General features: G+C 46.4%; 22 protein-coding genes. 14 read left to right on the top strand and 8 right to left on the bottom strand.

Annotated elements, in window-relative coordinates; translation table 11 throughout:
- Nucleotides 1-842: 842 nt before the first annotated feature.
- From U4956_RS00625 to U4956_RS00590, 8 genes are all read right to left on the bottom strand, one after another.
- Nucleotides 843-2,222 (bottom strand): DHHW family protein, encoded by a 1,380-nt coding sequence (locus U4956_RS00625; protein ID WP_323088229.1) that lies wholly within the window; start codon nucleotides 2,220-2,222, stop codon nucleotides 843-845.
- A gap of 12 nt (nucleotides 2,223-2,234) precedes the next feature.
- Nucleotides 2,235-3,710, bottom strand: a complete 1,476-nt coding sequence (locus U4956_RS00620) for an MBOAT family O-acyltransferase (RefSeq protein ID WP_323088227.1) — start codon at nucleotides 3,708-3,710, stop codon at nucleotides 2,235-2,237.
- 2 nt (nucleotides 3,711-3,712) lie between these two features.
- The gene (locus U4956_RS00615) at nucleotides 3,713-4,207 is read right to left on the bottom strand and encodes a DUF4358 domain-containing protein (RefSeq protein WP_323088225.1); all 495 of its coding nucleotides are present in this window, start codon (nucleotides 4,205-4,207) and stop codon (nucleotides 3,713-3,715) included.
- A gap of 156 nt (nucleotides 4,208-4,363) precedes the next feature.
- A complete protein-coding gene (locus U4956_RS00610) occupies nucleotides 4,364-5,278 on the bottom strand; it encodes an SGNH/GDSL hydrolase family protein (protein WP_323088223.1) in 915 nt (304 codons plus the stop codon).
- 298 nt (nucleotides 5,279-5,576) lie between these two features.
- Entirely contained in the window at nucleotides 5,577-5,981 is a 405-nt protein-coding gene (locus tag U4956_RS00605) for a hypothetical protein (protein ID WP_323088221.1), read from the bottom strand.
- Between the two features lie 133 nt (nucleotides 5,982-6,114).
- On the bottom strand, nucleotides 6,115-6,309 hold the full coding sequence (locus U4956_RS00600) for a hypothetical protein (RefSeq protein WP_323088219.1): 195 nt from the start codon (nucleotides 6,307-6,309) through the stop codon (nucleotides 6,115-6,117).
- A 40-nt stretch (nucleotides 6,310-6,349) separates the two neighbouring features.
- Nucleotides 6,350-6,559 (bottom strand): hypothetical protein, encoded by a 210-nt coding sequence (locus U4956_RS00595; protein ID WP_323088217.1) that lies wholly within the window; start codon nucleotides 6,557-6,559, stop codon nucleotides 6,350-6,352.
- A gap of 748 nt (nucleotides 6,560-7,307) precedes the next feature.
- Entirely contained in the window at nucleotides 7,308-8,951 is a 1,644-nt protein-coding gene (locus U4956_RS00590; RefSeq protein ID WP_323088215.1) for a CTP synthase, read from the bottom strand.
- A gap of 335 nt (nucleotides 8,952-9,286) precedes the next feature.
- Here U4956_RS00590 and U4956_RS00585 point away from each other — a divergent pair, with 335 nt between their 5' ends.
- The 14 genes from U4956_RS00585 (at nucleotide 9,287) to U4956_RS00520 (ending at nucleotide 26,088) form a co-directional block, all read left to right on the top strand.
- On the top strand, nucleotides 9,287-11,131 hold the full coding sequence (locus U4956_RS00585; RefSeq protein ID WP_323088213.1) for an IS1634 family transposase: 1,845 nt from the start codon (nucleotides 9,287-9,289) through the stop codon (nucleotides 11,129-11,131).
- Nucleotides 11,132-11,208: 77 nt separating this feature from the next.
- A complete protein-coding gene (locus U4956_RS00580) occupies nucleotides 11,209-11,469 on the top strand; it encodes a hypothetical protein (RefSeq protein ID WP_323088211.1) in 261 nt (86 codons plus the stop codon).
- A 284-nt stretch (nucleotides 11,470-11,753) separates the two neighbouring features.
- Nucleotides 11,754-12,701: a helix-turn-helix transcriptional regulator gene (locus U4956_RS00575; protein WP_323088210.1), complete on the top strand. Its 948-nt coding sequence runs from the start codon at nucleotides 11,754-11,756 to the stop codon at nucleotides 12,699-12,701.
- Nucleotides 12,685-14,190 carry a DUF2779 domain-containing protein gene (locus tag U4956_RS00570; RefSeq protein ID WP_323088209.1) on the top strand — a complete coding sequence of 502 codons (1,506 nt, stop codon included), beginning with the start codon at nucleotides 12,685-12,687 and terminating at the stop codon, nucleotides 14,188-14,190. The genes U4956_RS00575 and U4956_RS00570 overlap by 17 nt, the downstream gene beginning before the upstream one ends.
- 1 nt (nucleotide 14,191) lies before the next feature.
- A complete protein-coding gene (locus tag U4956_RS00565) occupies nucleotides 14,192-15,160 on the top strand; it encodes a zinc dependent phospholipase C family protein (protein WP_323088208.1) in 969 nt (322 codons plus the stop codon).
- Between the two features lie 336 nt (nucleotides 15,161-15,496).
- The gene (locus U4956_RS00560; RefSeq protein WP_323088207.1) at nucleotides 15,497-18,046 is read left to right on the top strand and encodes a beta-glucosidase; all 2,550 of its coding nucleotides are present in this window, start codon (nucleotides 15,497-15,499) and stop codon (nucleotides 18,044-18,046) included.
- A 403-nt stretch (nucleotides 18,047-18,449) separates the two neighbouring features.
- Nucleotides 18,450-19,292, top strand: coding sequence for a sulfide/dihydroorotate dehydrogenase-like FAD/NAD-binding protein (locus U4956_RS00555; RefSeq protein WP_323088205.1), 843 nt, complete (start codon nucleotides 18,450-18,452; stop codon nucleotides 19,290-19,292).
- A gap of 2 nt (nucleotides 19,293-19,294) precedes the next feature.
- Entirely contained in the window at nucleotides 19,295-20,689 is a 1,395-nt protein-coding gene (gene gltA / locus U4956_RS00550) for an NADPH-dependent glutamate synthase (protein ID WP_323088203.1), read from the top strand.
- Nucleotides 20,690-21,211: 522 nt separating this feature from the next.
- Nucleotides 21,212-21,775, top strand: coding sequence for an elongation factor P (gene efp, locus U4956_RS00545; RefSeq protein WP_323088200.1), 564 nt, complete (start codon nucleotides 21,212-21,214; stop codon nucleotides 21,773-21,775).
- A 114-nt stretch (nucleotides 21,776-21,889) separates the two neighbouring features.
- Entirely contained in the window at nucleotides 21,890-22,816 is a 927-nt protein-coding gene (locus tag U4956_RS00540; RefSeq protein WP_323088199.1) for a hypothetical protein, read from the top strand.
- On the top strand, nucleotides 22,817-23,485 hold the full coding sequence (gene cmk / locus U4956_RS00535; protein ID WP_323088198.1) for a (d)CMP kinase: 669 nt from the start codon (nucleotides 22,817-22,819) through the stop codon (nucleotides 23,483-23,485). It begins immediately after the preceding gene.
- Nucleotides 23,486-23,487: 2 nt separating this feature from the next.
- Nucleotides 23,488-24,792 (top strand): ribosome biogenesis GTPase Der, encoded by a 1,305-nt coding sequence (gene der, locus U4956_RS00530; protein ID WP_323088197.1) that lies wholly within the window; start codon nucleotides 23,488-23,490, stop codon nucleotides 24,790-24,792.
- Nucleotides 24,793-24,794: 2 nt separating this feature from the next.
- Complete coding sequence (locus U4956_RS00525) at nucleotides 24,795-25,790, top strand: NAD(P)H-dependent glycerol-3-phosphate dehydrogenase (RefSeq protein ID WP_323088196.1); 996 nt, start codon at nucleotides 24,795-24,797, stop codon at nucleotides 25,788-25,790.
- 1 nt (nucleotide 25,791) lies between these two features.
- Nucleotides 25,792-26,088, top strand: coding sequence for an HU family DNA-binding protein (locus U4956_RS00520; protein WP_323088194.1), 297 nt, complete (start codon nucleotides 25,792-25,794; stop codon nucleotides 26,086-26,088).
- Nucleotides 26,089-26,251: the final 163 nt, after the last annotated feature.

The raw sequence follows: 26,251 nt of genomic DNA, 5'->3' as shown, positions 1-26,251 counted from the left end.
GGACTTTCGAACCGAAGTGATGGCTGCGGTTGAAGAGGGATCGGACATATAAATGATGGATAAATAAGGCAGTATTTAAGCTTTTGAAGGACTGTCTGTTATACAAGAACGCACCCCTGACCAGTGTATTAAGACCGGCGCCTGCGATCATGGTCCAGACCGCCCAGCAGCATAGGCGAGAAGTCCCCTATCATGACAGACTGTGGATCCATGGATTAAAGCTAGATTGATGTCATCTGCAAAAGACCTCAGAGCACTTATTTCATCGTTCCACTGCCCTCTTGTTGGGGATAGAGAGCAGATGTTTCTCCAGCCGGATTTGTGACTCATCTAGCAATTGCATCTGCCCAAATTGCTCTGTTTAATTTACCAACATTCATGATTAATTTTAGTATATATATTTATAACTGTGTCCTTTGCAACCGCAGCATCACTTGCACATCCACCATAAATGAAGAAGCAGACAGGAACAATGAGCTATGATCAACCGGTTTTGTTTTTGCATAAGTGGCTGCCTGGCACAAAGGCAAAGGAGACTTAAAGCTTATAAAACACTTTTCCTGGTATAAAACTCAACGTTTAGATTTAGCTTTAGTCTGTTGTACCCAACACAACCGGTCTGGCTGAAAACCAGAAATCTTTTTTTGAAGTCGTCTGGATAAGGGAGATGAAATGGTCCGGTTCGATGAGGACAGGTTCGTTTTTCCCATGTGCGGATCAGCCTGATTGGTTGGATCAGAAACTGAAAATGGAGAAGCCCTGTTCTACCTGGTAGAACAATGGCTTCTCCATTTGTTAGTCTGTTGAATGGGAATGGGGTGTTGAGTTTGTAAATATCACGCTTATGAATCCTGGCTTTGCGCCTGATCGGAAGTTTCTGATTCAGTCTCGGTTTCGACTGAAGACTGCGCGGATTCTTCACTGGAAACTGATTCGGATGCACTGCTGGCGTCGTTTTCACTTGTCGAAGCGCTCTGGCTTTCCTGGCTTTGCTCACTGGAAGCAGGCTGTTCTTCGTTTGCTGCTTCTGACTGCTCGGCTTCATCAGCCGTTTCGTTTGTCAGATCCGCTGTTTCCTGCAGGATTCTTGTCTGCAAAACATCGCGCAGGGAACTGTCGGTCACGAAATTGTTATAGGAGAACAGAAAGCCCAGGCGGGTGATATTGCCAGCTGCCAGGACGAAGTTGATATCTTCGTAGAAGTAGCGGGGATCGACGACGTAAATGTTGCGGAAGTAAGGCAGCAGATACTGGATGACATCATTGGCATAGGAATCCTTGAACAGAAGCAGGTTTTCATTGGAACTGCTTAAGGTTTCAATGTGAACCAGACCCTGGTTGGCGCCAAGGAAAACCTGGTACTGGTCTTTATGGTCCAGCGCTTCTTGGTTGTAAATGCTGGTGGTTTTCGAGCCATCATTCCAGGTGACCAGATATTCAGTCTGGTATTTATCCGGGCAGATATAAATATCATCGCAAAGACCGACGGATCCGGTTTTGTTGGCCAGCGTCCCTTCAAAAGTATCGGAAACTTTCAGGTTTTCAAAATCGTCTGGATTCATCGTGATGCCATAGGAATCCAGAAATACCTGGGCGCCATATCTGGCTCCAAGACTGGTCCAGTGATGATCCGTGCGGTAATAGATGTATTCATCTTTATGGTCTTTGAGGATCTGGCGGACATCGGCTTTGGAGGTATTCAAAGAGGAATACAGCTGATCAAGCGGGCCATTTTCATCGGTGGCCGGAGCATCGAGCGGCAGCTTATCCGCCTGGATATTGGCGGCACTTGGGGCGACCAGAACCGAAGCGGGCAGACCGGTGAGGTTTACAAATTCATTGATGGTTTCAATCTGGCTTTCCAGAAGCCCATCTGCTGGTGTGGACGGGTTTTGAAGCAGAGCGTTTTTGCCCAGATAGACATCATCAATTTCACGCTGGCCGCAAAGCCGGCGGAAAAGGTAGTTGACATGAAACAAAGTATTGCGGCCAAGAAACTGGTCGGAAACATAATCTTCAAACTGATCGGCATAGCGGCCAGACTGTAAGGCTGAAATCGAAAGCTTGGGAAAACCAGCTAAGGGTCTGTTTTCCACTTCTGAACGCACGGAGTCTGGAATGATCAGGTTGAGCACCATCACAGTGCAGCAGATGACGGAAAGAAGCCCATACAGGTACTTCTGATAGCGGGTAATATGTGGCTGATGTTCAGTTTTCTTCATAAAACGGCCTCCTTAAAATGCGGTATACAGGAAAGCCTGCGAAGTCTGGGAGATGAGCATTGCCAGACACAACAGAAAGCCTAAACCATAGCCAAAGGCTCCAAGTAAGCCTTTATTGAGCGGTATATGCCGGGAAATCCAGTTTGCGGCTTTTTTTGGCAGGCTGCCTGCACAGAAGATCGCTGCCGCAAACAGAACGGGAGCATGGAACAGATAAAACAAAGCCTGCGTATTGGCCAGGCCTGCAATGCCGATAAAGAATAGTCTTCCAATTCTTTGCAGGCCATCGAGCAGACTGGGGCTGAAAAACAGAATCCAGGAGATCATGGCCATCAATAAGACATAGACATGACGTCCAAAAGAAGGCAGTTTTTCAAGCAGGGCATTGAGTTTTTGATGTTCGAGCAAGATGAGCGCCCCCTGCAAAAGCCCCCAGACCATAAAGCTTAAAGTCGGGCCATGCCACAGCCCGGTTAAAAACCAGACCACAAACAGATTGAGGATCCAGCGTTTGTCACTGACTCGGTTGCCCCCAAGAGGGATGTAGATGTACTCACGAAACCAGTCGGTCAGTGAAATATGCCAGCGTCTCCAGAAGTCCTGAATCGAGGTCGCCATGTAGGGCTTATCAAAGTTTGCCGGGATATCAAAACCAAAAAGACTGGCCAGGCCTCTGGCCATACGGGAGTAGCCGGCAAAGTCAAAGTAAAGCTCAAGCATATAGCTGATGGCTAAAAGCCACGTGCCAAGCCAGGTAGAGTTGTTTTCCAGCCCGGAAAAAACCAGTGCCAGATTGTCAGCCAGAAAGACTTTAAAGAACAGTCCCTGCAAAAACAAAGCGGCGCCATACCGTTTGCCCCGGCGGGTTTGCGGGTGATAGGCGAGCTGGTCTTTAAATTTTGCATAATGTCCGATCGGCCCCATGTTGACCCGGCTAAAGAAGGCTGCAAACAGACCGAAATCGACCAGTGAGCAGGCGGCAGCCTTTTTCATGTAAACGTCTGCAACATAGGAGATAGACGAGAATATATAAAACGAAAGACCGACAGGCATCACAAAAGTCGAAAGAAAAGTTGTACTGCCCGTCAGCTCTTCGATCCAGACGCCGATATATTTATAGACCAATAAAAGCAGGATATTGACCGCAATACAGATCCATAGTGTTTTTTTGGCGTTTGGCATCGCCAAAAACGCGCGAAGCGGCTGTTTAGCACCCGCCTTGTCTGGTGCAGTCTGCGACGCTGTGGATTCATTTTCTGGATGATCGTAGTCATATTGAATTGCGCCTGCGCACATCCAGTTCCAGAGCAGGACAAATCCCAGGATAAACAAGGAAGTCCATCCACCGGCAGAATAGAAAAGCAGGGAAATCAAAAGCAGGTAAAAATTGAGAGCTGATGTTTTGAGCCTCATCCTGTTTAAAAGCAGATAAATCAGATAGGAAAGGGGTAAAAAGACAAATAAAAATGAAAAGTCTGTAAACTGCATACCTAGTTCCCCTTAATTGCCTTTAAAAAGGCCTGATCGACTTTTGCGGGATTTTCACCCGCATAGTAAAGGCCGAAATTATCCTGGAAATCAATTACTGCTCCATCCATCAGGCTGGCCTGATCGGGAGCATACCCCTCATAAATTGATTTCTGGGATTCTTTACGATTGATCATTGCCTGTTCGATCTGTTCTTTATGAGCCGGATCAAACTCGACTAAAATCATTTCGCTTCCTTCCATGCCATTGCTTACCCGATAAAGAGCGATATTTTCAGCCAGGGAAGGATCAATGGAAAAAAGACGGCGGATTTTCAGGTTGTCCTGTTTTGGATATCTGGTCTGGTCAACCGCCGCTAGAACTGCACTTTCAACGCTCTCGAATGAAGCATGAGAATGGATGCTTCGCTGCAGGCAGCTTGAAAGAAAGAAGATGGCCAGAATGACAAGCAGAATGGCTTGACCATAAATATATGGGTTTTTGAACTTGCTTTTCATAAAAAGAATATCGAATTTTTATCCTCAAAAGCTCTGTGCGCTCACAGAGCTTGTTTACAGTGTTTTAAAGTTTGAATAGTCTAGGCGGGTTTGTGGGCTGCAATGAAGGAAGCCCGAGAGCCAAAGAAATGTTTTCCCTGGTCGCCCGCACTGAAATCAGTTCAGAGATGGATACTGGCTTTTGAGCAGCAGCTTGCCCCATTCATCATAAGCCGAACGGACAAAGTGTTCGCCATCTGGTTCATAGACCGATGGATCAGACACAAGTGAGCTGGCATCGACATACGTCCACCCGTTGCGCTCACACATTTCTTTGACCTGGCGGTCAAAGTCAGCCGTTTTTTCATAGCCAGGATTGGCGGCGACTGCCGAAGGAGAAGCAGGGATGATAGAGCAGACAACAATTCTGGAGTTCGGGCTCTTTTCAAGCAGCTGCTTGATGTAGCTTTCGTACAGCTCCCCATAGCCATCAGGCCCATTTTCCATCCCGACATTGGCCAGGACATCATTAAGTCCATAGCACAGATAAATGACTTCTGGCTTGCGGGTGCCAATCGTTTCGGCAAATTCGGGGATCCGTTTGATCTGGGCGCCGATTTCGGCCAGTACGATGGAATCCGGCAATAAATCATACGATTTAAACCCTTCAGCGCGCGAATCTCCTAAGATCACGGAGTTGTTGAACATCGGCCAGATGGAGGCAGCGTTGTTGTTAATGCTGTCGATTTCCTGATCGATTCGTGCCTGCTGATCCGCTGTTTTGCGTTCGTTGAGCTTGTTTTGAACATCATCCAGGTTTTTATTGGCCTGACTGCTCAGATAAGCCAGCCCCTCTTTTTTGCTTTGGGTGGAAGCAGAGCGCATTGCCCAGATGGTCACACCGGCAATCACCACGCAAAGCGCAGTGATCACAAGCAGACTGTTTTTAAAATTTAAGCTTTTTTTATGCGGTCCGGCTTCTTTCTGGGCTAAAGAGCCGGCCGGATTTTCTGTGGCGGCGAAAGCCTTGTTTGGCGTATCGAAAAACTGGGCGCTGCCAGGGCTTTGGTTGGTTTTCTTTTGGTTATTCATAAAGTTTTTTTCATATTAAGATGACGGAATCCATTTCCTGTATTTTGCAGGCTCAGGAATAGCTTTCCACGCCGGCCTGAAACGATTGGATCTTCTTTTGTAAGAAGATGAAATCAGGATCAGTCCTGCCTGAATATCGTATCGAAAAGATATTAAGATTTGCGAAGGAAATTCGAAACCATTTACATACGTACTCGGAATGCATGATTTGAAAGAGCTTCTCAGCTTTGATGGAACATGCAGCCAATCTGCCTGCTCGAAAGAAAAATGATATCCGATGGCTCATTTTCATCAAATGTTAACTGTTTAATATCATTTGCTTTGGGCTGTTGAAATCCAGAGATGAAAGAGAAGGATTTGTTTGCGGCTTTTCAAAATTTTCTGGTATCCAAGCTGTATCGCTTAGCGAAGATGAGGCGAGGCCAGACAGGATTGGTAAGGCTTGTCCCAAATGGAAAAGGACAAAATATTCTCGTCGATTTTTATGCAGGAAAGAGCAGATCCTCTGTCCAAATAAAATATGGGAATTTTTTGGCTGACCATATTCAAGTATAGCTGTAAATTGTAAAAAATAATGTGATTGAAATCGGAGAATTTTCGCGTTCAAAGACTTTTCTTTAAAGACCAGCAGTTCTGGCAAAATTAGAATGGACAGAGTCTGGCGGAAAGAAAAAGGTTCAGAGGACAAAAGGCGGCTTGCCAAAATGTTTCATGTTCATCCTGAAGTCTTCGTGGGCCTGTCTTTTCTGCCGGTTGGGCATGAAAAAAAGCTGGAGGATATCTTCCAGCTTCTGTGCAGTCTTGATTCATTTGTTTGTCTGATTGAATCAGATGGTTTACTTGCTGTTGGCTTCGTTTACAGCTTCCATGATCTGGCTGAGGTTGATGGTGCAGCCGGATTTAACATCTTCGTTTTCTGCATATCCATCAGAGTTCAGTTTAACGGAATCAATACCGTTATCAACCATGTACTGTTCCAGATATTCAATCTGTTCGTTCCATTCTTTACCGATGGCGGAAGCGGATTTCATGCCGTAGTCAGCACCTTTTTCTTTTTTGGAAGATCCGTCTTCAGTTGTCTGGTCGATCTGGATAGCAGTTACTTTGCCATCTTTTTTTTGTAACAGTTGCAGAAATTTCTGTACCGTCTGCTTCTACATAGGCTGTGTTGCTTGTTTCACCGGCACCGGAAGCAGCACTGGATGCCTCAGAAGAGTTGGAAGAGCATCCTGCAAATAATAAACCGGCAACAGCCATTGCTGCGAAAATACGTTTGTTCATTGATAAACCTCCCTGAAACTAATTCATTTACCATCAGATCTTATCTGATTCATATGGGGATTGGAATCGGATTGACCATTTGAACACGGCTTTGCTGACAAATAACATGACTCGAAATAAATGCATTCGCTTTCAAAAAAGAACAAACAGTACATTGATTGCGTTTTCATTGTTACATTTTTAAAAAATACAGGTTTAGATGACATCTAAAGCAGAAATGGAAGGAAGACAACATTTGCAAAGAACACATGATGAAAATGGTTCTGAAAGCAAGAAAAGCATAGTTTCGAACAGCTTTTGTGACCTTTCTTTTTGAAAAACTTTGCTTGCACCAGCTCCAAAGAGGCAGCGCCGCACCAGAATTGAAAGCCGTCTGCTCGTACAGTCTGCTCACACCAGCAACAGAAAGATCGAGTGTTTCTGGAATTCCTCCAAGAATCCAGCACAAAAGCCGGGAAGATGCTTCTAAAACAGTCCAAAAGCTTTTTGCCGGAAATGAAAAAGGCAGCAGCGGCCATTCTGAATCATGAAATGGAGATCCACTTTCCAAAATCCAGAAGGAAAAGCGCTGCTGCCTGAAATTGCTCTTGGCTGCATGGGTTTTCAGAAGAACTGCTGCCGGCAAAGCTTGGCACAACAGGCGTTTTGGTTCAATCCTTTGGTTCAAAGCCTTGCTGCAGTTCGTCTTGCTTATTTCGTTTTGTGTTTTTAATTCGTTGAGTACTGGCTTTTTCTTTGAAACGCAGGATTAAAGAACAGCAGTTTCAAGGACCTCTTCAAGAACGTGCTCATCTTCTTTTCGTTTTGCGTTTTCAAGACTGGCTTTGACAAGACCTGCGAACAGGGGATGCGGGCGGTTTGGACGCGAACGGAATTCTGGATGGTACTGCACGCCGACATAGAAGGGGTGATCTGTATATTCGATGGCCTCAACTAAGGAGAAATCTGGACTGGTTCCAGAAATCTTCATCCCGTGTTCTTCGAATTCACGTCGATAGAGGTTGTTGAACTCATAGCGATGGCGGTGTCTTTCCCGGGTATGGTCAGCCTGGTACAGATTATGGAGCAAGGTATTGTCATGGATGTAGCAGGGGTAAGCACCAAGGCGCATGGTGCCGCCTTTTTTGATTTCGTTGGACTGGTTGACCATGAAGTCGATGATTGGATGTTCACTCGTTTCGTCAAATTCAAAGGAGTTGGCATCCGAATATCCCAGGGCGTCGCGGGCAAAGGAGATTGCCGCAATCTGCATGCCAAGACAGATGCCAAGGTATGGAATCTTATGCGTGCGGGCATACCCGGCTGCTGCAATCATTCCTTCAATCCCCCGGCCGCCAAAGCCGCCGGGCACAATGATGCCATCAACATCCGCAAAGACTTCATCAAGATTGTCAAGATGCTCAGAGTCAATCCATTTGATGGTCAGATCGACGCCATTTTCAAACGAACCATGCGCAAGCGCTTCGGCTACCGACAGGTACGCATCGTGCAGCTGAACATATTTGCCCACCAGACCAATGGTGACTTTCTGGTTGGCTGACTTGATCCGGCTAACGAGTTCTCGCCAGTCATTGAGATCCGGTTCACGGTAAGGCAGGCTGAGTTTGTCACAGACAACCTTGGCGATATCCTGGTCTTCAAGCATCAGAGGAACTTCATATAAAGATTCAAGCGTCCGATTTTCGAATACACTGGAAGGCTCTACGTTACAGAACAGGGAGATTTTGTCGAGAACTGATTTCGGGATCGTTTCGTCACAGCGCGCGATGATCAGATCCGGATGGATACCAAAGCTTTGCAGCTCTTTGACCGAGTGTTGCGTTGGTTTAGACTTAAATTCTTTGGAGCCGGAAATATAAGGAATGTAGGTGACATGGACAAACAGGCAGTTGCCGCGGCCTGCTTCCTGGGCAACCTGACGGATGCTTTCGAGGAATGGCTGGGATTCAATGTCACCGATCGTACCGCCAATTTCGGTGATGACGACATCAGCATTGGCGACCGTACCAGCGGACATGACAAAGTTTTTGATTTCATCCGTAATGTGCGGAATGACCTGGACAGTCTGGCCAAGGTATTTTCCTTCCCGTTCTTTGTTTAAGACGTTCCAGTACACCTTACCAGTGGTCAGGTTGGAATACTGATGCAGATTTTCGTCAATAAAGCGTTCATAGTGGCCAAGGTCGAGATCTGCTTCCAGACCATCATCGGTGACGAAAACTTCACCGTGCTGATATGGCGACATGGTGCCCGGATCGACGTTAATATAGGGATCCAGTTTCTGTGCAGTGACTTTATAGCCGCGTGCTTTGAGCAGACGGCCGATGGAGGCTGCGGTAATTCCTTTTCCAAGGCCGGATACAACGCCTCCCGTTACAAAAATGTATTTCATAGTTCACCCCTTCGATCAAAATTTATGACGTGATTCTAGCGAGTTTGAAAACAACCGTCAAAATGATAGATCACGGTTTGGCTGATCGAAGAAAAAATGCCGGAAAACCTTGAAAAACATGGAAATCTTATAGAAGAAAGAGCTGTTTTCCTCCTCAGATCCGGATGTTTTGCAGTTTTTGAAAAAGTCAGATTTGATAGGTGATTTACATCTTAATTATAAAAATCTATAAGTCAGCAGTAGCGAGTTACGGCAGACTTTTTTTGTTGTCAAATTTTCAGTCATTTAAAATGCGTACTTTTTCGTAATTCTATATGATGCAATAGGGTGATCATATGTCGTATCGGCTCAAACAATCTAAATCAAAAAATTCTGTTTCGTTTTTTATAATCTCAGACTACACAAATCCAGAGACCAAGAAACGGTCTACAGAAGTTGTCGAAAAACTGGGCAACCAGACTTACTGGTTTAAAAAACTGAACACCAATGATCCCTCGGTTGTTGTTGCTCATTTAAAAAAGCTGGCTAAAGAAAAAGACGATCAACGAAAAGCACCTGGGTCAAATCTTGTTAATGTCGTTCTCGATGAAAACAAGAAGATTCCAATGGATGCTCCAATCTACAACGTGGGATACTTGTTTCCAAATAAAATTCTTCACATGCTCTCCATAAAAGGAATTTGTGAAGAAATAGAAGCCAAATATCAATTTAAATTTCCATTGGAAAGGATTGTTTCTGATCTTGTTTGTGCTCAAGTCGTTTTCCCGGGATCTAAGCGATCTGTATTTCGCGAAGTAAAAAAATTCTTCGACCCGATAACTTATTCCCTCGATGATATTTATAGATCACTCCCAATCCTGTCTTCAGAACGATATTTCATTGAGTCAAAGCTTTATGACCAAAGTTCAAAAATATGCGAAAGGGATACCACCGTTCTCTTTTACGACTGCACAAATTTCTATTACGAGACAGAAGATGAAGATGATTTCAGAAAGTATGGCAAAAGTAAGGAAAATCGTCCGAATCCGATTGTTCAGTACGGTCTTTTTATGGATTCAAAGGGAATCCCCCTGGCAGATATCGTCTTTGATGGCAATCAGAATGAACAAGCTTCACTTAGAACTCTCGAGGATAAAATTGACGCCGATTTTAAAGACTCAAAATTTATCGTATGTGCAGATGCCGGACTGAATGGATTTGAAAATAAGATTTATAACGACCGAAAGAAAAACAGAGCCTATATCGTCACTCAGTCTATAAAAAAACTCAGGAATAATTATAAAGAGTGGGCTTTGAAGCCAGACGGCTGGAAGTTAAGCGGCTTTAAAGGCGAGTTTTCGATTAATAACTTAAAGGATACAATTAATATAGACGGAATTAAATATGAAACAAAACGGCTTACTTTCTATAAAGAGATTTGGATGGAAACTGAGAAGAAGTCTCAGTTAACCGGAAAAAAGGAGAAGCTGACGGAACGCATTGTCGTTACATACAACACAAAATATAAGAAATATAATGAATTTATACGTGAAAAGAAATTGGAACGAGCTAGGAAATTGATTAAACAGGGGAAAGTGAAGAAGAGTAATAATAACCGTGATCCACGATATTACATCTCAGAAACGAGCGTCACCCAGGAAGGAGAAGTTGCAGATCACGAAATTTATGAACTGGACCAGGCAAGAATCGATGAAGAAGCTCAATATGATGGATTTTATTGCGTGGCAACAGATCTTTTATATGATGATGTAAATAAAATACTGGCAGCTAATCACAGCCGTTGGGAGATTGAAGAAAGTTTCATGATCATGAAGTCAGAACTTGAAAGCAGACCAATCTACGTTAGCCGGGAAGAAGCTATCAAAGGACACCTGCTAATCTGCTTCATAGCTCTGTTAGTCTACAGAATTCTGGAGCAATATCTGGAAAGCATGGATAGCTGCTTTGAAATTTTTAAAACACTCCGACAAATGAATGTTCATCGCCTTAAGAACGATTATTATGTGCCATCATTTGAGAGAAACGTAATAACAGACAGACTTATAGATATTTTTAACTATAATGTAGATAGAGAAGTGATTACTCTACAAAATTTAAAAAAATTTTTGAAAAATTCGAAAGGCAAAAATGTTACGCAAGTTCGTGCACAAGTAAAAAAGGCCAAAAGTGCTTTAAATTAAGCCATTTGGCCTTTTTATCTTCTAAAAACTGCAAAACTAGAGAATGATAGATCACGGTTTGGCTGATCGAAGAAAAAATGCCGGAAAACCTTGAAAAACATGGAAATCTTATAGAAGAAAGAGCTGTTTTCCTCCTCAGATCGATTCTGCCAGAAGCTCAAGATCCGCTCCTCTTATATATTCATATGTTTTTACTTGAAGATCTTCGTATTGGATCCATACTGTACGAGTACGGCTGTTTCAGCTTCCAGATCCATCCAAACAGCATTGATTCAGGATTTGTTCTTGAACCTCTGCTGTTTTTTATTCGTCTGGTGGAAAGGATCACCGCAAGGTAGAACCCTGAAAAGAATGATTTTGAAAAAACGTGGTGTTCCTTTTCAATAATCCTGCCGAAGACATTTCACATCCCTCAAACTGACAGGTAAAATCTGTATTGAATTCAAGAAAAAAAAGAAAGGTCTGACGGTCTGAAAACTGGATAGAAGAGAAGGCAGACAAAAGATCGAGAAAAGTTTAAACAGGTTTACTTTGGCTGCTGACTCTTACAGCCTAAAACCAGTAAATTTTGACAGGAATCAGGAAAACAGAGGATGTCAAAGAAGTGGAAAGGAAAGAGAGAATGAATCGAACAGCAAACTGTATCCGGATGCTGATCCTTTTAAAAAGCCGGGGTCTTGTCAGCATTCGGGAACTGGCGCAGATTATCGGATGCAACGAGCGCAACATTCGGGAATACCGCAAAGATCTGGAAAAAGCCGGCTACTCCATTAAGGGCCGGCGCGGCGTTGGCGGCGGGTATGAACTTGACAGGACCACCCTGATTGCCCTGCCAGATCTGAACAGCCAGGAAATCGAAGCCCTGCGCAAGACCCGGGATTTCATCAGCTCCCAGACGGGCTTTCCCTTTACCAAAGAATCGCTGGCAGTCATGGATCAGATCCTGTCGCAGACCGCTCATCCGCTGCAGGAGACCCCGATCTACTTTGTCGGTGAAAATGGCCAGCATCTTTCCGAGAAAGGAATGGTTCTGCTCAATACCATCCGCAAAGCCATGGTTGAAAACCAGACTTTGGAAATGAGCTATCTGTCCCGCGCCAATACCCAGCCTTTAACCCGCCTGGTCGATCCCTATGCGATTATCTGTATGGAAGGGCGCTGGTATTTCTGCGGGTTTGACCATCTGCATCAGGAATATCGCAACTACCGGATTTCCGAGCAGCGCATTGTGGAACTCTACTCTTCTTTCCATCATTTCACTCGTGATCCTGAGTTTCGACTTCGCGATCATATCGGCAAGACAACGATTGTCCCAACCGATACCGAGACCTATGAAGTGGAAGTGCGCAAAGACCAGAAGCGCTTTTTTGAAGAAATCGACTGGGGCGATGAGTTCCAGGAGCTGGAAAGTAAGGGAGAATGGTGTCGATTCAGTTTTCAATCGAACAATCCCGAGCAGGTTATGCGATTATTGTATTCGATGAAAGCAAACGTCCGGCTTATGGCTCCATCAAGCCGCGTTGAACAATATGTGAAGGGAATGAAAGACATCCTTGCCAACTACGAATAAAAAAACAATCCATGCAAACGAACTGGCTGTCGCCATGCACTGCCCGCGCAAGGCTTTGCTTGCCCGAACGGAAACAATGCCGCCCCTGCTGCGGCCAGATCGGGCTGAATATCAGAAGATGTTAGATCTGCTTTTTGAGAAAGCTCACCTGCAGGAAGGCAAAGTCAACGATCCAACCGAGCGTTCCCTGGAAATTCTCGCGCAGGATGGCAAAGGGCGAAATCTTCGTTTTGAAGCCAAAGGGTTGCGAACGACAATCCCGGTGATGGTCAGAAAAGAAGATGGAACGTATAAAGCAATCTACCCAGTCTGCTCGACAGCGCCCAAAGAAAGCCTGCTCGATCTGCTCTGGATTGATCAGCAGATTGTAAAGCTTTGCGGTGTGACCATCAGTGAGCATGAATTTCTATACCTGAATAAAGCCTGTGTACGAAAAGAAGACGCAAAACCGGAAGATTTCTTCGCACTGCAGACCCATCTTAAAAAAATGCATGGCGGCTATCACCGCCAGAGCGCAGACGAGCAGATTGCCAGACTCGAAACTTACATTACACCCGAAGAACTGGTCGAACTGGCCTGGAAAGTTTTTCGCACCCCGCCTCAGGCGCAGGTGGCGCGCCATGTCAAAATGTGCACCTCGCCATCCAAGTGTCCATTTTACAATGAGTGCTTCCAGGTGGAAGAACTTCCCGATCAGGCGGCAGCGCTGCTCAGCAGTTCATCCAATCGCAACGATTTTGATGAGCAGGGAATTTTTACCCTCGATCAGATCCCGGCCTCGATGATTGAAGGCACCAGCTTGCAGTATGCCCAGATTCAGGCGGCCAAAAGCTTGCAGGGGCTGTTCATGGATAAGCCAGCTTTGCAGGAATGGATGAATGATCTGGTCTATCCGATTACCTATCTTGATTTTGAATGGGATACCTTTGCGCTGGCTCCTTATGTGGGAATGAAGCCTTTTTCCGTGCTCTGTTTCCAGTATTCCATGCACATCGAACAGGAAAACGGCCGGCTGGAGCATTCCGTTTATTTTTCGACCGGCGACTGCCGTAAGGATTTCATTGAACATCTGTTAGCCGAAATCCCGCCATCAGGCAGTATCATGGTCTTTAATATGGAAGGTGCGGAAAAGCTGCGGCTGATGCAGCTGGCTGAACAGTTTCCGGCGTATCGCCAGCCGCTGGAAGCTTTGTGTGAGCGGATGGTCGATCTGTCCACACCGTTTGAAACCGGCTGCTACTATGATCTGCGCCAGCGGGGCAAAAGTTCGCTCAAAACGCTGCTGCCTCTGTTTTCGACCAAGGATGGGTATAAGCTGCTCGAGGTACAGAATGGCATGGATGCCGTCTTTGCCTACCGCAAAGCTTCCCGCACTGAAGATGAAAACGAAAAAGAAGAAATTGCCCAGCAGATCTGTGATTACTGCTCCATGGATACCTTTGCGGAGCGGGAACTGTTTCTCGGGCTGAAAAAGAAACTGGAGGGCTGATATGCCAAGTCTTGTTACCCATGCTTTATTCACGGAAGATGTCCTGCAAAAACTGCACAATCCGATGCTCAATGCCCACCGTAAAGTCATGATTACCGGCGGACAGGGACCGGACTTTCTATTCTTCCATAACGCAACGTTTACCCATTTTTTTAAACCATCTCCAATCCGCAAATATGGAACAAAGTTTCATGCAGAGCATATCAATGATTTTTATGCCAGTGCTCTTTGGTCCATCCGCCGTGAGAAAGATCGAAAGATTCGTGAAGATATGATTGCCTATGTCTGCGGCCATTTGTGCCATTGGGCTTTGGATTCCACCGCTCATCCACTGATCTATTTTCGCACAGGCAACTGCAAAGGCCGCTCTTCCTGGGCTCATCACCGCTATGAGTCGTTGTTAGATGCAGCCATGCTCAAATATAAAAAGAATAAGACCATGGCCGACTACAATCCGGCCGTTGAATGCTTAAGTGATCAGCCGGATGTGGCCAGAGCGCTGGCCAGAGTCTATGTCCCGGCCATCGACAAAATTTATGGCGAACTGATTCCCGCCTATCATTTTGCCCAGGCTTTACAGGACTGGAAAACCATGCAGACCTATCTGTATGATCCTTCCAACCGTAAGAAGAAACTGGTGATCCCGCTGGAGAAAACGCTGGGGGTGGAATATCTGACTTCAGGCTGTTCGATCCCGAATGCTGCCGAAGACAATATTGATGTCTGCAATCTGCTCCATAACGAATGGCTCAATCCAGCGAGCGGCCAGCCTTCCACGCAGTCCTTTTTCGATCTGTACGAGCAGGCGCAGCACAAGGCTGTAACAGCCATTACTCTCTTTTTGGACGCTTTACGCGATGAACATCAGACATCAGCCTTCCTGGCTTATCTGGATGACCGCAACTATGAGATGGATGAACCTGGAAATCCAAAACCAGTCTACTTTGATCCGGTCGATCTGTCCCTATAGCCAGAAACCTTTTTACAGCAGCCTTGACTCTGACAATCAAAATGGCTGCTTTGGCATTCTGAATGGCCGTTGCTCTGGGGATCAGAGTGGCTATTGTCTGGCGTGTCGATCAAAAAACAGAGGCAGATTGACAATTTAAATTTGCAGTTTTGATCAGGCGGGCCAAAAAGCCTGCCTTTTTAAGCATTGCAGGCAGGATTTATTGTTTTGAAAACCAACATGGAGAATAGACAGGTACACAACAGAGAGATACACAACAGACAGATACACACATGGAGAACAGAAACTTGATTCCAACGTCAAAGAATTCAGGCTTCAAAGAAGGGAAGGGATGTCATGTTTTTTAAAGGCCGGCCCTACATTACCGGGGCTTTACCATCACCAGAACCAACAATCCAGGAACTTGAGCACCGTCAGATTGCCTATCAGGCTGCCTGTGAAGGGATTGTCCTGCTGGAAAACCACAACCAGACCCTCCCTTTGCAGCCTGGCCGGATTGCCTTATATGGATCCGGCGCCTCTCGAACCGTGAAAGGCGGGACCGGCTCGGGAGAAGTGAACGAACGGTATACGGTGAATATCCTTCAGGGCCTGGAAAATGCTGGATTTACGATTTCCACAAAACGATGGATTGAGGATTTTGAAAAAGAATACCATCAGTCCAGGGTGGACTATGCGCTCAAAAAAGCAAAAACCAATGTCCTGGATCCAACCGCGATTATTGATGTCATGAAAGATCCGCCCATGCTGCCAAGCGGCCGGCTGATTGATGAAAAAGACATTCTCGACAGCAAGACCGATACGGCCATTTATGTTGTGGCCAGACAGGCGGGAGAAGGCACCGATAAGAAACTGGACAACGAAGAATTCCATCTGACCTGGACAGAAAAAGAGAATCTACACATTCTGGCCAGAAACTATGCCCATACGATCCTGGTCATCAACTCTGGAAGTCAGATGGATCTGGGAAAACCTGAAGATCTTCAAGTCGGGGCGCTGCTTTATTATTGCCAGCAGGGAGAAGAAGGCGGCAATGCGCTTGCCGATCTTTTGACGGGGAAAGTGACGCCGAGTGCCAAATTGACAGGCACCTGGCTGAATGCCTATGAAGATCTTCCTTTTGGGGAGGAATACAGTTACCTGAATGGAGATACCCATCATGCCATTTATAAAGAAGGGATCTTTGTCGGGTACCGCTATTTTGATACCTTTGAAGTCCCCTGCCGCTATCCATTCGGATATGGATTGAGCTATACAGACTTTGAAATCGATTGTCTGGAAATGAATGTGTTCCAGAAGAAAGTCCAGATCCGGGTCAGGGTAACCAATACTGGCACGAGGCCGGGCAAGGAAGTGGTCCAGTTTTACGTCAGCTGCCCCCAGGGAAATTTAGATAAGGAATACCAGCGGCTGGTTGATTTTGTCAAAACCAGAACCCTCGAACCGGGTGAATCCCAGATTCTGCTCTTGCAGGCACCCTTCAAACAGCTTGCTTCTTACCATACGCGTAAAGCGGCCTGGATTCTCGAAGAGGGAACGTATGTGCTTCGCGTTGGAAATTGCTCAGCGCATACTCAGGTTGGCGGCTTGCTGATCAATGAGAAAACACAGACTCTCATCAATGGCCGCAATCTGTGCATGGCCAAAGAACCAGTCACTGAGCTGTTTGCACCAAAAGAAAAAGTCCAGGCAAGACTGAACCGGCAGATCCTTGAAGCTCGCAAAGAGGGAGTGCCGACGATGCTGGTTCCAGCTCTGCCTGCCCGGGGCATTTGCTATCACCGGCCAAAGATGGATTTCGGTGCGGATGTCATGAAAATTCTGAATTCTTTGTCTGTCAAAGAGAAAATTGAAGTCCTGGTTGGAGCCGGGTATGAAACCTCCCTCCAGGCCAAATATATTGCTTCGTTTGCGAGCGTTGGCAAAACGACCGACAAGCTGTGGAAAAAGAAGATCCCGGGCGTGAATCTGTCGGATGGGCCGGCGGGCCTTCGCATTGCCAGAGCAGCAGCTGTGCGTAAAAACGGTCTGCTTAAAACCAGTGAATTTACGATGAGTTTCATGGAATTTCTGCCTGAGGCTTTCAAATCTTTTATGCTGGTCAATCCCAAAAAGGATAAAGTCCTCTATCAGCACGTCACCGCTTTTCCAGTCGGCTGCGCGCTGGCCCAGAGCTGGAACCAGGCTTTATGCCATCAGGTGGGCAGGGCGCTTGGCGGTGAGATGAATGCCTACCTGGTGACTTACTGGCTGGCGCCGGCAATGAATATCCAGAAAAACCCATTGTGCGGACGCAACTTCGAGTACTACTCAGAAGACCCGATTGTCTCAGGAAAAATTGCCAGTGCCGTCGTCAAAGGCGTCCAGACAATTCCAGGAACTTACGCCGTGATCAAACATTTTGTGGCAAATAATCAGGAAAGTGACCGCACGCAGTCTGACAGCATTGTGGATGAGCGTCCATTACGGGAAATCTATTGTCTGGGATTTCAGTATTGTGTCCAGGACGCGCATCCAGCCGCAGTGATGTCCAGCTATAACCGGCTCAATGGCCTTTACACGGCCAATGACAGACAGCTTTTGACGGATCTGCTCCGAGCGGAATGGGGCTTTGATGGCATTGTCATGACCGACTGGTATGCCACGGGAAAAGGACTGGCCAGCAACGTCGACTGTATCAAGGCTGGCAATGATCTGATTATGCCTGGCACCTGGCCGGCAAAGCAGCAGATCTATAAGGCTCTAAAGGAACACCGGCTTTCTGATTACGATCTGCGTCTGTCGGCAGCCCGGGTTATTGATGAACTGATTCATTCCAACGTCGCCCGACGCTTTCTTGCGGAAAATAAAGAAAGCCGATTTGAACCGCTCAGGAAAGATCAGTGAGTAAAGTTGAGACGCATCTCAAAGTGATGCAAAACCAACGGATTTTAACAGAAAAGCAGCGCGTAAAACAAGGAGTCTGATTGCTGTCTGGCCTCAATGGTCAGGCAGCATTTTTATGTCTGATGGTATGTTTGGTGGTGTGTCTGCTTATGTCTGTGCAAATTGTATGATTTGATCTTCAAAATCATGTGATATTTTGATCTTGCTGGATTTTTGGGGAGGAGAAGGGATCGCACAAGGAAAAAACAGACAGGCATTATCGTGAAAAAATCGCAAATTTGAACACATTTCACCTCTTACTAACTCATAATTAGGTCATTTATCAAGAATGGCCTGTTTTTGAAAGCCCGATTCTGGCTATAATAGGGCAGCGAATGATTTGAAAGAGGAAAAGAGGGAAATTATGTTTAAAATACTTCGCAAAGAAGTTCTCAATCCTACAGTCATCTCGATTACTGTAGAAGCGCCCCATGCTGCCCGTCGAGCCAAGGCTGGACAGTTTATTATCCTGCGTGTTGATGAGGAAGGCGAACGAGTACCCTTTACGATCGCTGATGCCGATCCTGAAAATGGAACGGTAACCATTATTTACCAGGTGGTCGGTGCGACGACTCGAAAACTGATGGAACTTGAAGAAGGCGACGAACTGGCTGACTTTGCTGGTCCGCTTGGTAAACCGTCTGAAATCATCGGTGAAAATGTCGTTGTTATTGGCGGCGGTGTTGGATGTGCCATTGCCTTGCCAACTGCCAAAGCCTTTCACGAAGCTGGCAAGCATGTCGATACCATTGTCGGTTTCCGAAATAAAGACCTGGTTATTCTGGAAGATGAATTCCGCAATGTATCGGATCACTACTATCTGATGAGTGATGATGGCAGCGTTGGCGAGAAAGGTTTAGTGACCGCAAAACTTGAAGAACTGATCAAGAGCGGCCAGAAGATTGACAAAGTAATCGCCATTGGACCGCTGATCATGATGAAATTTGTCTGTGCCCTGACTAAACAGTATGACATCCCGACAATTGTCTCCATGAACCCAATCATGATTGATGGAACCGGGATGTGCGGGGGATGCCGTCTGATGGTCGATGGCAAAATGCAGTTTGCCTGCGTAGATGGTCCAGATTTTGATGGCCATAAAGTCGACTTTGACGCCGCGATGAGCCGCAATCGTCAGTATTCTGAAAAAGAACGCCATGACTATGAACAGACATGCAATCTGCTTAACATGAAGGAGGGACAGTAAGGATGCCAAATATGAGAATGGACAAAAATCCGATGCCTTCTCAGGCTCCGGAAGTCCGAATTACAAATGTTGACGAAGTAACACTTGGCTATACCCCTGAAATGGCCATTGATGAAGCGAAGCGCTGCCTGGGATGCAAACATAAACCTTGCATGCAGGGTTGCCCGGTGAATATCCATATTCCGGATTTTATTGCCCGCGTTGCCGAAGGTGATTTTGAAGGCGCTTATGAAATCATCTCGTTAACAAGCTCTTTGCCTGCAATCTGCGGCCGTGTCTGCCCGCAGGAAACCCAGTGCGAAGAACGGTGTGTACGCGGCATTAAAGGCGAACCGGTTGCGATCGGTCGCCTGGAACGTTTTGTGGCTGACTACATGCGTGAAAAAGGCGAAGCCAAACTGGCTGCTCCCGAGCGTAATGGACACAAAGTGGCCATTGTTGGTGCGGGTCCGGCTGGTCTTACGGCTGCCGGCGACTTGGCAAAACTCGGTTACCAGGTTACCGTTTTTGAGGCGCTCCATACGCCTGGCGGCGTATTGATGTATGGAATCCCGGAATTCCGTCTGCCGAAAAGTATCGTGCAGCACGAAATCCAGAAACTGCGCGATCTGGGTGTGGAAATCGTGACGGACTATGTTGTCGGTCGTTCCGGAACCATCGATGAGTTAGTCGATGACGGTTATGAAGCAATCTTTGTTGGCAGTGGTGCTGGTCTGCCTAACTTTATGAATATGCCGGGTGAAGAATTAAAAGGTGTATACTCTGCGAATGAATTCTTAACCCGTTTCAACCTGATGAAAGCCTATCGCGAAGATTCGGATACCCCGATTCAGCATCCAACGAAAACGATTGTTGTTGGCGGCGGAAACGTGGCCATGGATGCGGCGCGTTGTGCAAAGCGTTTAGGATCGGAAGTCCATATTGTCTACCGCCGGTCCCTGGAAGAGCTGCCAGCTCGTAAAGAGGAAGTGGAACACGCAATGGAAGAGGGCATCATTTTCGATCTGCTCAACAATCCGGTGGCCGTCCACAGTGATGAAAACGGAAGTGTCAAAGCGGTTGAATGCATCCAGATGGAACTTGGTGAGCCAGACGACAGCGGCCGCCGTCGTCCAATTGCCAAAGAAGGATCCAATTTCATGATGGATGCAGACTGCATGATCATGGCGATCGGTACCTCTCCAAACCCATTGATCCGTCATACGACTGAAGGTCTTGAAACCAACCGGAAAGGCTGTCTGATTGTCGATGACAATGAAATGACAACCCGTGATGGTGTTTTTGCGGGCGGCGATGCGGTGACTGGGGCAGCTACGGTCATCTCTGCTATGGGTGCTGGTAAAAAAGCCGCTGCGGCGATGGATCAGTACATCCAGAAGAAAGTGCGCACCGCTTAAATTCAACTGTGATTTTAAATGCCGGATCTGCCTGCAGGCAGGCCGGCATTTTCTCTGTTCGAGAGCTAGGGCATGTTACTGTTCACACCTTAATGTGGTTGTGCAGCAATTTTTCTTAAATTGAAGCTGTTTTCAGCTCCGATTCAGCTCTATTCGTTATATCTTGGGGAAATTTTCTCCCCGATCGGCTGATTTGCTGCCTAAATAGTTTGCACCCGTTTAGCACACCATCTATCAACAGGAGGTGTGAACAGTAGCTAGGGCATAGAGTTACGGATTGAATATTGTGGATTCTACAGGGCATGCAGGCGAATATCCGTATATAATGGAGACAGATTTACTCGGCTTCGAGAGGCTGAATAGGTCTATCATGGTGGACTAAAAGCGGTCAATTTCTGGCACTATGGAGGATAATTGTCAAATCTTCGATGCCTAAAGAACAAGTTGATTGACAGCGTTTGTCAGACCATTAAAATATTTACGTTACTGTATATCAAAATCAAATAAGGAGTTCGATAAACTATGATCAGTTCCAATGATTTAAAACCAGGACAGACCATCAACGTGGATGGTGAAATCTACGTCGTACTGGATACTCTCCAGAACAAAACTGCAAGATCTGCCATGGTCGTTAAAGCAAAAGTGCGCAACCTCAGAACCGGAAGCAATGTTGAGCTTTCCTGGGGCGGCGGTGAAAAAGTAGAACCAGCGATGATCGACAAGCGCGAAATGCAGTATCTGTATGATACAGATGACGCGATGGTCTTCATGGATAACGAAACTTACGAACAGGTTGAAATCCCAACAAGCCGTCTTGAATGGGAACGCAAGTTCATCAAACCAAATGACAACGTGAACATCACAAGCTACGAAAATGAAATCCTTGGTATTTCTCTTCCAGATAAAGCAGTGCTGCAGGTTGTTGAATGTGAACCGGCTGTAAAAGGGGATACAACTTCTTCTGCCCAGAAGAACGCTAAACTTGAAACCGGTCTTGAACTGAAAGTGCCATTATTCATTAATGATGGCGAAATGATCGTTGTTTCTACGGCTGACGGAAAATATTCCGGCCGTGCAAAATCCTGATCCTGAAAGCCGCTTAGCGGCTTTTTTTATGAAAACCCCTTTATTTAAAGGGTCCTGGAGTATATTATTCCTGAGATTTTGCTATAATAGAAACAGTGTTCAAGGAGGAGAAGTATGACAAAACTGTCTCGAAAAGATAAGTATCGCGATCTGCGCACGTCTATCGAGCACGAAGCCAGTCAGACAGGCCGGACCGAGAGGTCGGTGCGCCTGGCCGCACCGGATCTGCGCGCGGATTTGCGAAAAGAGAGCAGAACGGATCAGATTCCCGTGCTTGAAGACCTGCTTGGAGAAGTCAAGCAATACAATCTAGACAATGGCGACCTCAACCTGGAGGATACGCAGATGCAGATCCTGCATAATCTCAACAGCGAAAAAACAGCCAAGGCCAGACGCAAAGAGCATCTGGTTGCCATGGAGCAAAACGAAGATGCCGGCGGTACGACCCGCAACCTGTATGGTTCGGACCTTTCTTCAGTGATTTCGGCGCAGACAAGACCTGTCTCATCCAGACCGGTTCCAAGTCAGAATAAAAACGCGTCCATTGCCAACACCGCTGAAAATCCGCGGGCAATTCAGGCTGACGAGATCGTTGAAGAAGATTACCTGGATCTGTTTACGCCAAACGCCAAGCAGGAAGTGGTTCAGGCCATTCGCAAAGACGACAGCTTTGAAACTTCACTTTCTGGCAATAAGGCTAACCGGAAAAAAGAAAAGAAGAAAACGGCGAACGCACCCAGACAGGTTACAAGCCGCTCCAAAGAGTTTGAGGACCTGTTTGAAAGCACCACTTTACCCGCTGCACCAAAGACGCAGTCCAATGCGCGCCCGCGCCCAAAAAATACATCCCGGCCTGCTGGCCAGGAGGCTGAAGATGACTACTTTGCCACCAATCGCTCCCGCTCAAAGCGCAATAAAGAGGATGATGAGGACAAACCAGCAGGGAAGGGCGCAATGATCTTTATGATCGTATGCTGTGTCATTCTTGTCATTTTGATCGTACTGACTATCTTCTGGATGTCAAAATTGGGGATTTTCTAAATGAAAGCATTTAATGTAGCCTTAGATGGACCAAGCGGTGCTGGAAAAAGCAGCATTGCTGATGTCATTGCAAGCCGCTATGGCCTGACTCACCTCGACACCGGGGCGATGTATCGGGCGATTGGTCTGACTTTGCATAACCAGGATATACCCGCAAAGTCGGGGAAGACGCTCGATCAGGCTTTAGCCGGCATAGATCTGCAAATCAAAGATGGCGTGGTTATTGTGAATGGCCAGGATGTCTCTGACCAGATCCGCCAGCCTTATGTCTCTGCGCTTGCCTCGAAGTATTCAGCCCTTCCATCCGTCCGCCGCAAACTGGTGGTCCTTCAGCAGCACATTGCTGCAGATAAAGGGTATATTCTTGATGGACGGGATATCTGTGATGTCGTGCTGCCAGATGCAGAAGTGAAGCTGTACCTGGATGCAGACCCTGAAGCCAGAGCCCAAAGACGTCTGCTTCAGGATCAGGCCAAAGGCATTGATGTATCTTACGAAGATGTTCTTAAAGGGATCCTCGAGCGAGATGAGGCAGACCGCAACCGCAAAACGGACCCGCTTCGCATCTCCGATGCGGCGGTGATCGTGGACAGCAGCCATCTCAGCTTCGACCAGACAGTCGAAACCGTCTGTAAGATCATCAATCAGACCCTATTAAAGGAAGCATAACTATGATTAAAGGAACAGTAGCGGTTGTCGGCCGCCCAAATGTCGGAAAATCAACCGTTTTCAATCGAATTATCGGCGAACGCAAAAGTATCGTCGATGATATGCCCGGCGTCACCAGGGACAGAATTTATGGCAAGGCCGAATGGCTCACCCAGGAATTCAACCTGATTGATACGGGCGGTATTCAGATTCAGGATCAGGATTTTGGCGATGAAATCAATATGCAGGTGGATATTGCCATTGAAGAAGCCGATGTCATTCTATTTCTGGTCAGTGCTACAGAAGGGGTGACCAGTGATGATATCGCAATTGCAAGAAAACTCAACCGTTCGAAAAAACCAGTTGTCCTGGCGGTAAATAAAGCCGATAATGAAAGTCTGCGGATGGGAATCTATGATTTCTATCAGCTTGGAATTGGTGACCCGCTGCCGATGTCGGCAGAACACGGAACCGGCGTTGCAGAAGTGCTCGATGAAATCGTCCGTCTGCTGCCAGACAAGAAACTGAAATCCTATGATGGCATGACCACATTCTGTGTCATCGGCCGGCCTAACGTTGGCAAAAGCTCACTAACAAACGCCATTCTGCGTGAGGATCGGGCGATTGTCTCTGATGTGGAAGGAACAACCCGCGATGCTGTCGATACACCTTTCCGTTATGAAGGCCGCGATTATGTCATTATCGATACGGCAGGGATGCGAAAGCGCGGTAAAATCTACGAGAATATTGAAAAATATTCCGTTTTGCGCGCTGTATCCGCCATTAATCGGGCGGATGTTGTACTCTTCTTGATTGACGGTGAAAAAGGAGTCCGGGAACAGGATAAGCATGTGGCCGGAATCGCTCATGATGCCGGTAAAGGTGTCATCATCGTCTATAACAAATGGGATACTGTCGAAAAAGACGACAAGACCATGAATGAAATCACGAAGAAAATCCGGGAAGAGTTTAAATTCTTAAGCTACGCACCGATTGCGTTTGTCAGTGCCCTGACGGGTGCAAAAGTAGGAAATTTAATTCCATTAATTGACCAGGTTCATGATGCATGCACCATGCGGGTGCCAACAAATGTGCTCAATGATGTTATCATGGATGCGCAGATGATGAACCCGCCAAAACCACACAACGGGAAACAGCTGCGGATTTATTATGCTTCACAGGTTTCGGTCGCACCGCCGACAATTCTGATTTTCTGTAATGAGCCAGAATTGTTCCATTTCTCCTACAAGCGTTATCTGGAGAATAAACTGCGGGATGCTTTCGGCTTTATCGGCACTCCAATTGTAATCAATGCAAGGAAACGATAGTTATGAAAACAGCAGTCATTGGCAGCGGAAGCTGGGGCACCGCCTTAGCTCAGGTGCTTGCCGATAACAATCAGCCGGTTGAGCTGATTGGTGTCAATGAAAGTGAAATTCAGGACATTAATCTCAACCACAAAAACTCGAAGTATTTTCCTCATACGGATTTAAACCCAGACTTAAAAGCAACCGACAACTGGGATGTCTTAAAAGATGCCGATGTCATTTTGCTGGCAGTCCCGACACAGGCCATTGAATCAGTTGCTGCCAAAGCCGCACAATATGCCACTCGCCCGGTCATTTTTGTCAACGTTGCCAAAGGGTTTAATCCCAAAACTGATGAGCGCATGAGCGAAGTCATCCGCCGGGTTGTTCCGGCAGAGAAACTATCCTCAGTTGTCTCTTTGATTGGCCCCAGTCATGCCGAAGAAGTTGTGGAACGCCAGCTGACCTCGATTGATGCCGTCAGCCAGTCTGAACAAGACGCCCAGATCGTTCAGGAACTGTTCTCCAATCCATACTTACGAATTTACACAGGAACAGACGAAATCGGCAGTGAACTGGGAGCCGCTGTCAAGAACGTTATGGCGATTGCCAGCGGTATTATTAACGGATTAGGCTATAAGGACAATACCAGGGCTGCCCTGATTACCCGCGGCCTGCAGGAAATGATCCGCTTTGGCACCCACTTTGGCGGTAAGCCGGAAACCTTTATCGGTCTGACAGGTGTCGGAGATTTGATTGTAACCTGCTCTTCTGAAAATTCCCGCAACTTCCAGGCGGGAAAACAGATCGGACAGGAAAATGATGTCAATCACTTTCTGGCCACCAATACCAAGACCACTGAAGGGATCCGGACCGCAAAAGTTGTCCACGATTTAGCCAAAGCCCAGCAGATTGATATGCCGATCTGCGAAGAAGTCTACCAGATTCTGTATGAAGGAAAAGAACCGAAAAACTGTGCCAACGATTTAATGTTACGAGATTTAAAGAAGGAGTTTTAGTATGCCAAAGTATGTAAACAAAGATTCTCTGACAGATACCCTTTATTCTCAGTTCCATCTGAAGAAAAAGGATGCCGCTGAGATCATCAATACTGTATTCGAAGAAATGTCCCAGGCCCTTGTCTCCGAGGGAACTGTAGAAATTACCGGATTTGGAAAATTCATCATTTTCGACCGGAAAAGCCGCATGGGAATCAACCCTGTAACCAAGGAAAAAATGGAAATCCCATCGACCAAACTTCCAAAATTCAAACCAAGCCAGACCCTGAAAAACAGATGCAATAACCGGAATAACTAATTCTCCGCAATTTGAAAAGCCCTCTGTAAATCCGTAACATGGATTTGCAAAGGGCTTTTTTGATCTTTGTTTTCAGGTTTATAAACGCAGGCCGGACACCAGGTGGCTGGCATAGATTTAAAGTACAGTTTAAGGACTGATTCTTCGTATTATCAGTAATGAT

This window comes from Allobaculum sp. JKK-2023 (assembly GCF_034745455.1).
In the GTDB taxonomy this organism is placed as follows: Bacteria; Bacillota_I; Bacilli_A; order Erysipelotrichales; family Erysipelotrichaceae; genus Allobaculum.
The sequence above is the reverse complement of the archived record's forward strand: the minus strand, read 5'-3'. Positions and strand labels throughout refer to the sequence as shown.

What these genes read in the sequence shown, in the direction of transcription:
- U4956_RS00625 (WP_323088229.1), bottom strand. Translation starts at nt 2,222, where the DNA reads ATGAAGAAAACTGAACATCAGCCACATATTACCCGCTATCAGAAGTAC.
- U4956_RS00620 (WP_323088227.1), bottom strand. Translation starts at nt 3,710, where the DNA reads ATGCAGTTTACAGACTTTTCATTTTTATTTGTCTTTTTACCCCTTTCC.
- U4956_RS00615 (WP_323088225.1), bottom strand. Translation starts at nt 4,207, where the DNA reads ATGAAAAGCAAGTTCAAAAACCCATATATTTATGGTCAAGCCATTCTG.
- U4956_RS00610 (WP_323088223.1), bottom strand. Translation starts at nt 5,278, where the DNA reads ATGAATAACCAAAAGAAAACCAACCAAAGCCCTGGCAGCGCCCAGTTT.
- U4956_RS00600 (WP_323088219.1), bottom strand. Translation starts at nt 6,309, where the DNA reads ATGAAATCCGCTTCCGCCATCGGTAAAGAATGGAACGAACAGATTGAA.
- U4956_RS00595 (WP_323088217.1), bottom strand. Translation starts at nt 6,559, where the DNA reads ATGAACAAACGTATTTTCGCAGCAATGGCTGTTGCCGGTTTATTATTT.
- U4956_RS00590 (WP_323088215.1), bottom strand. Translation starts at nt 8,951, where the DNA reads ATGAAATACATTTTTGTAACGGGAGGCGTTGTATCCGGCCTTGGAAAA.
- U4956_RS00585 (WP_323088213.1), top strand. Translation starts at nt 9,287, where the DNA reads ATGTCGTATCGGCTCAAACAATCTAAATCAAAAAATTCTGTTTCGTTT.
- U4956_RS00580 (WP_323088211.1), top strand. Translation starts at nt 11,209, where the DNA reads ATGCCGGAAAACCTTGAAAAACATGGAAATCTTATAGAAGAAAGAGCT.
- U4956_RS00575 (WP_323088210.1), top strand. Translation starts at nt 11,754, where the DNA reads ATGAATCGAACAGCAAACTGTATCCGGATGCTGATCCTTTTAAAAAGC.
- U4956_RS00565 (WP_323088208.1), top strand. Translation starts at nt 14,192, where the DNA reads ATGCCAAGTCTTGTTACCCATGCTTTATTCACGGAAGATGTCCTGCAA.
- U4956_RS00560 (WP_323088207.1), top strand. Translation starts at nt 15,497, where the DNA reads ATGTTTTTTAAAGGCCGGCCCTACATTACCGGGGCTTTACCATCACCA.
- U4956_RS00555 (WP_323088205.1), top strand. Translation starts at nt 18,450, where the DNA reads ATGTTTAAAATACTTCGCAAAGAAGTTCTCAATCCTACAGTCATCTCG.
- gltA (WP_323088203.1), top strand. Translation starts at nt 19,295, where the DNA reads ATGCCAAATATGAGAATGGACAAAAATCCGATGCCTTCTCAGGCTCCG.
- efp (WP_323088200.1), top strand. Translation starts at nt 21,212, where the DNA reads ATGATCAGTTCCAATGATTTAAAACCAGGACAGACCATCAACGTGGAT.
- U4956_RS00540 (WP_323088199.1), top strand. Translation starts at nt 21,890, where the DNA reads ATGACAAAACTGTCTCGAAAAGATAAGTATCGCGATCTGCGCACGTCT.
- cmk (WP_323088198.1), top strand. Translation starts at nt 22,817, where the DNA reads ATGAAAGCATTTAATGTAGCCTTAGATGGACCAAGCGGTGCTGGAAAA.
- der (WP_323088197.1), top strand. Translation starts at nt 23,488, where the DNA reads ATGATTAAAGGAACAGTAGCGGTTGTCGGCCGCCCAAATGTCGGAAAA.
- U4956_RS00525 (WP_323088196.1), top strand. Translation starts at nt 24,795, where the DNA reads ATGAAAACAGCAGTCATTGGCAGCGGAAGCTGGGGCACCGCCTTAGCT.
- U4956_RS00520 (WP_323088194.1), top strand. Translation starts at nt 25,792, where the DNA reads ATGCCAAAGTATGTAAACAAAGATTCTCTGACAGATACCCTTTATTCT.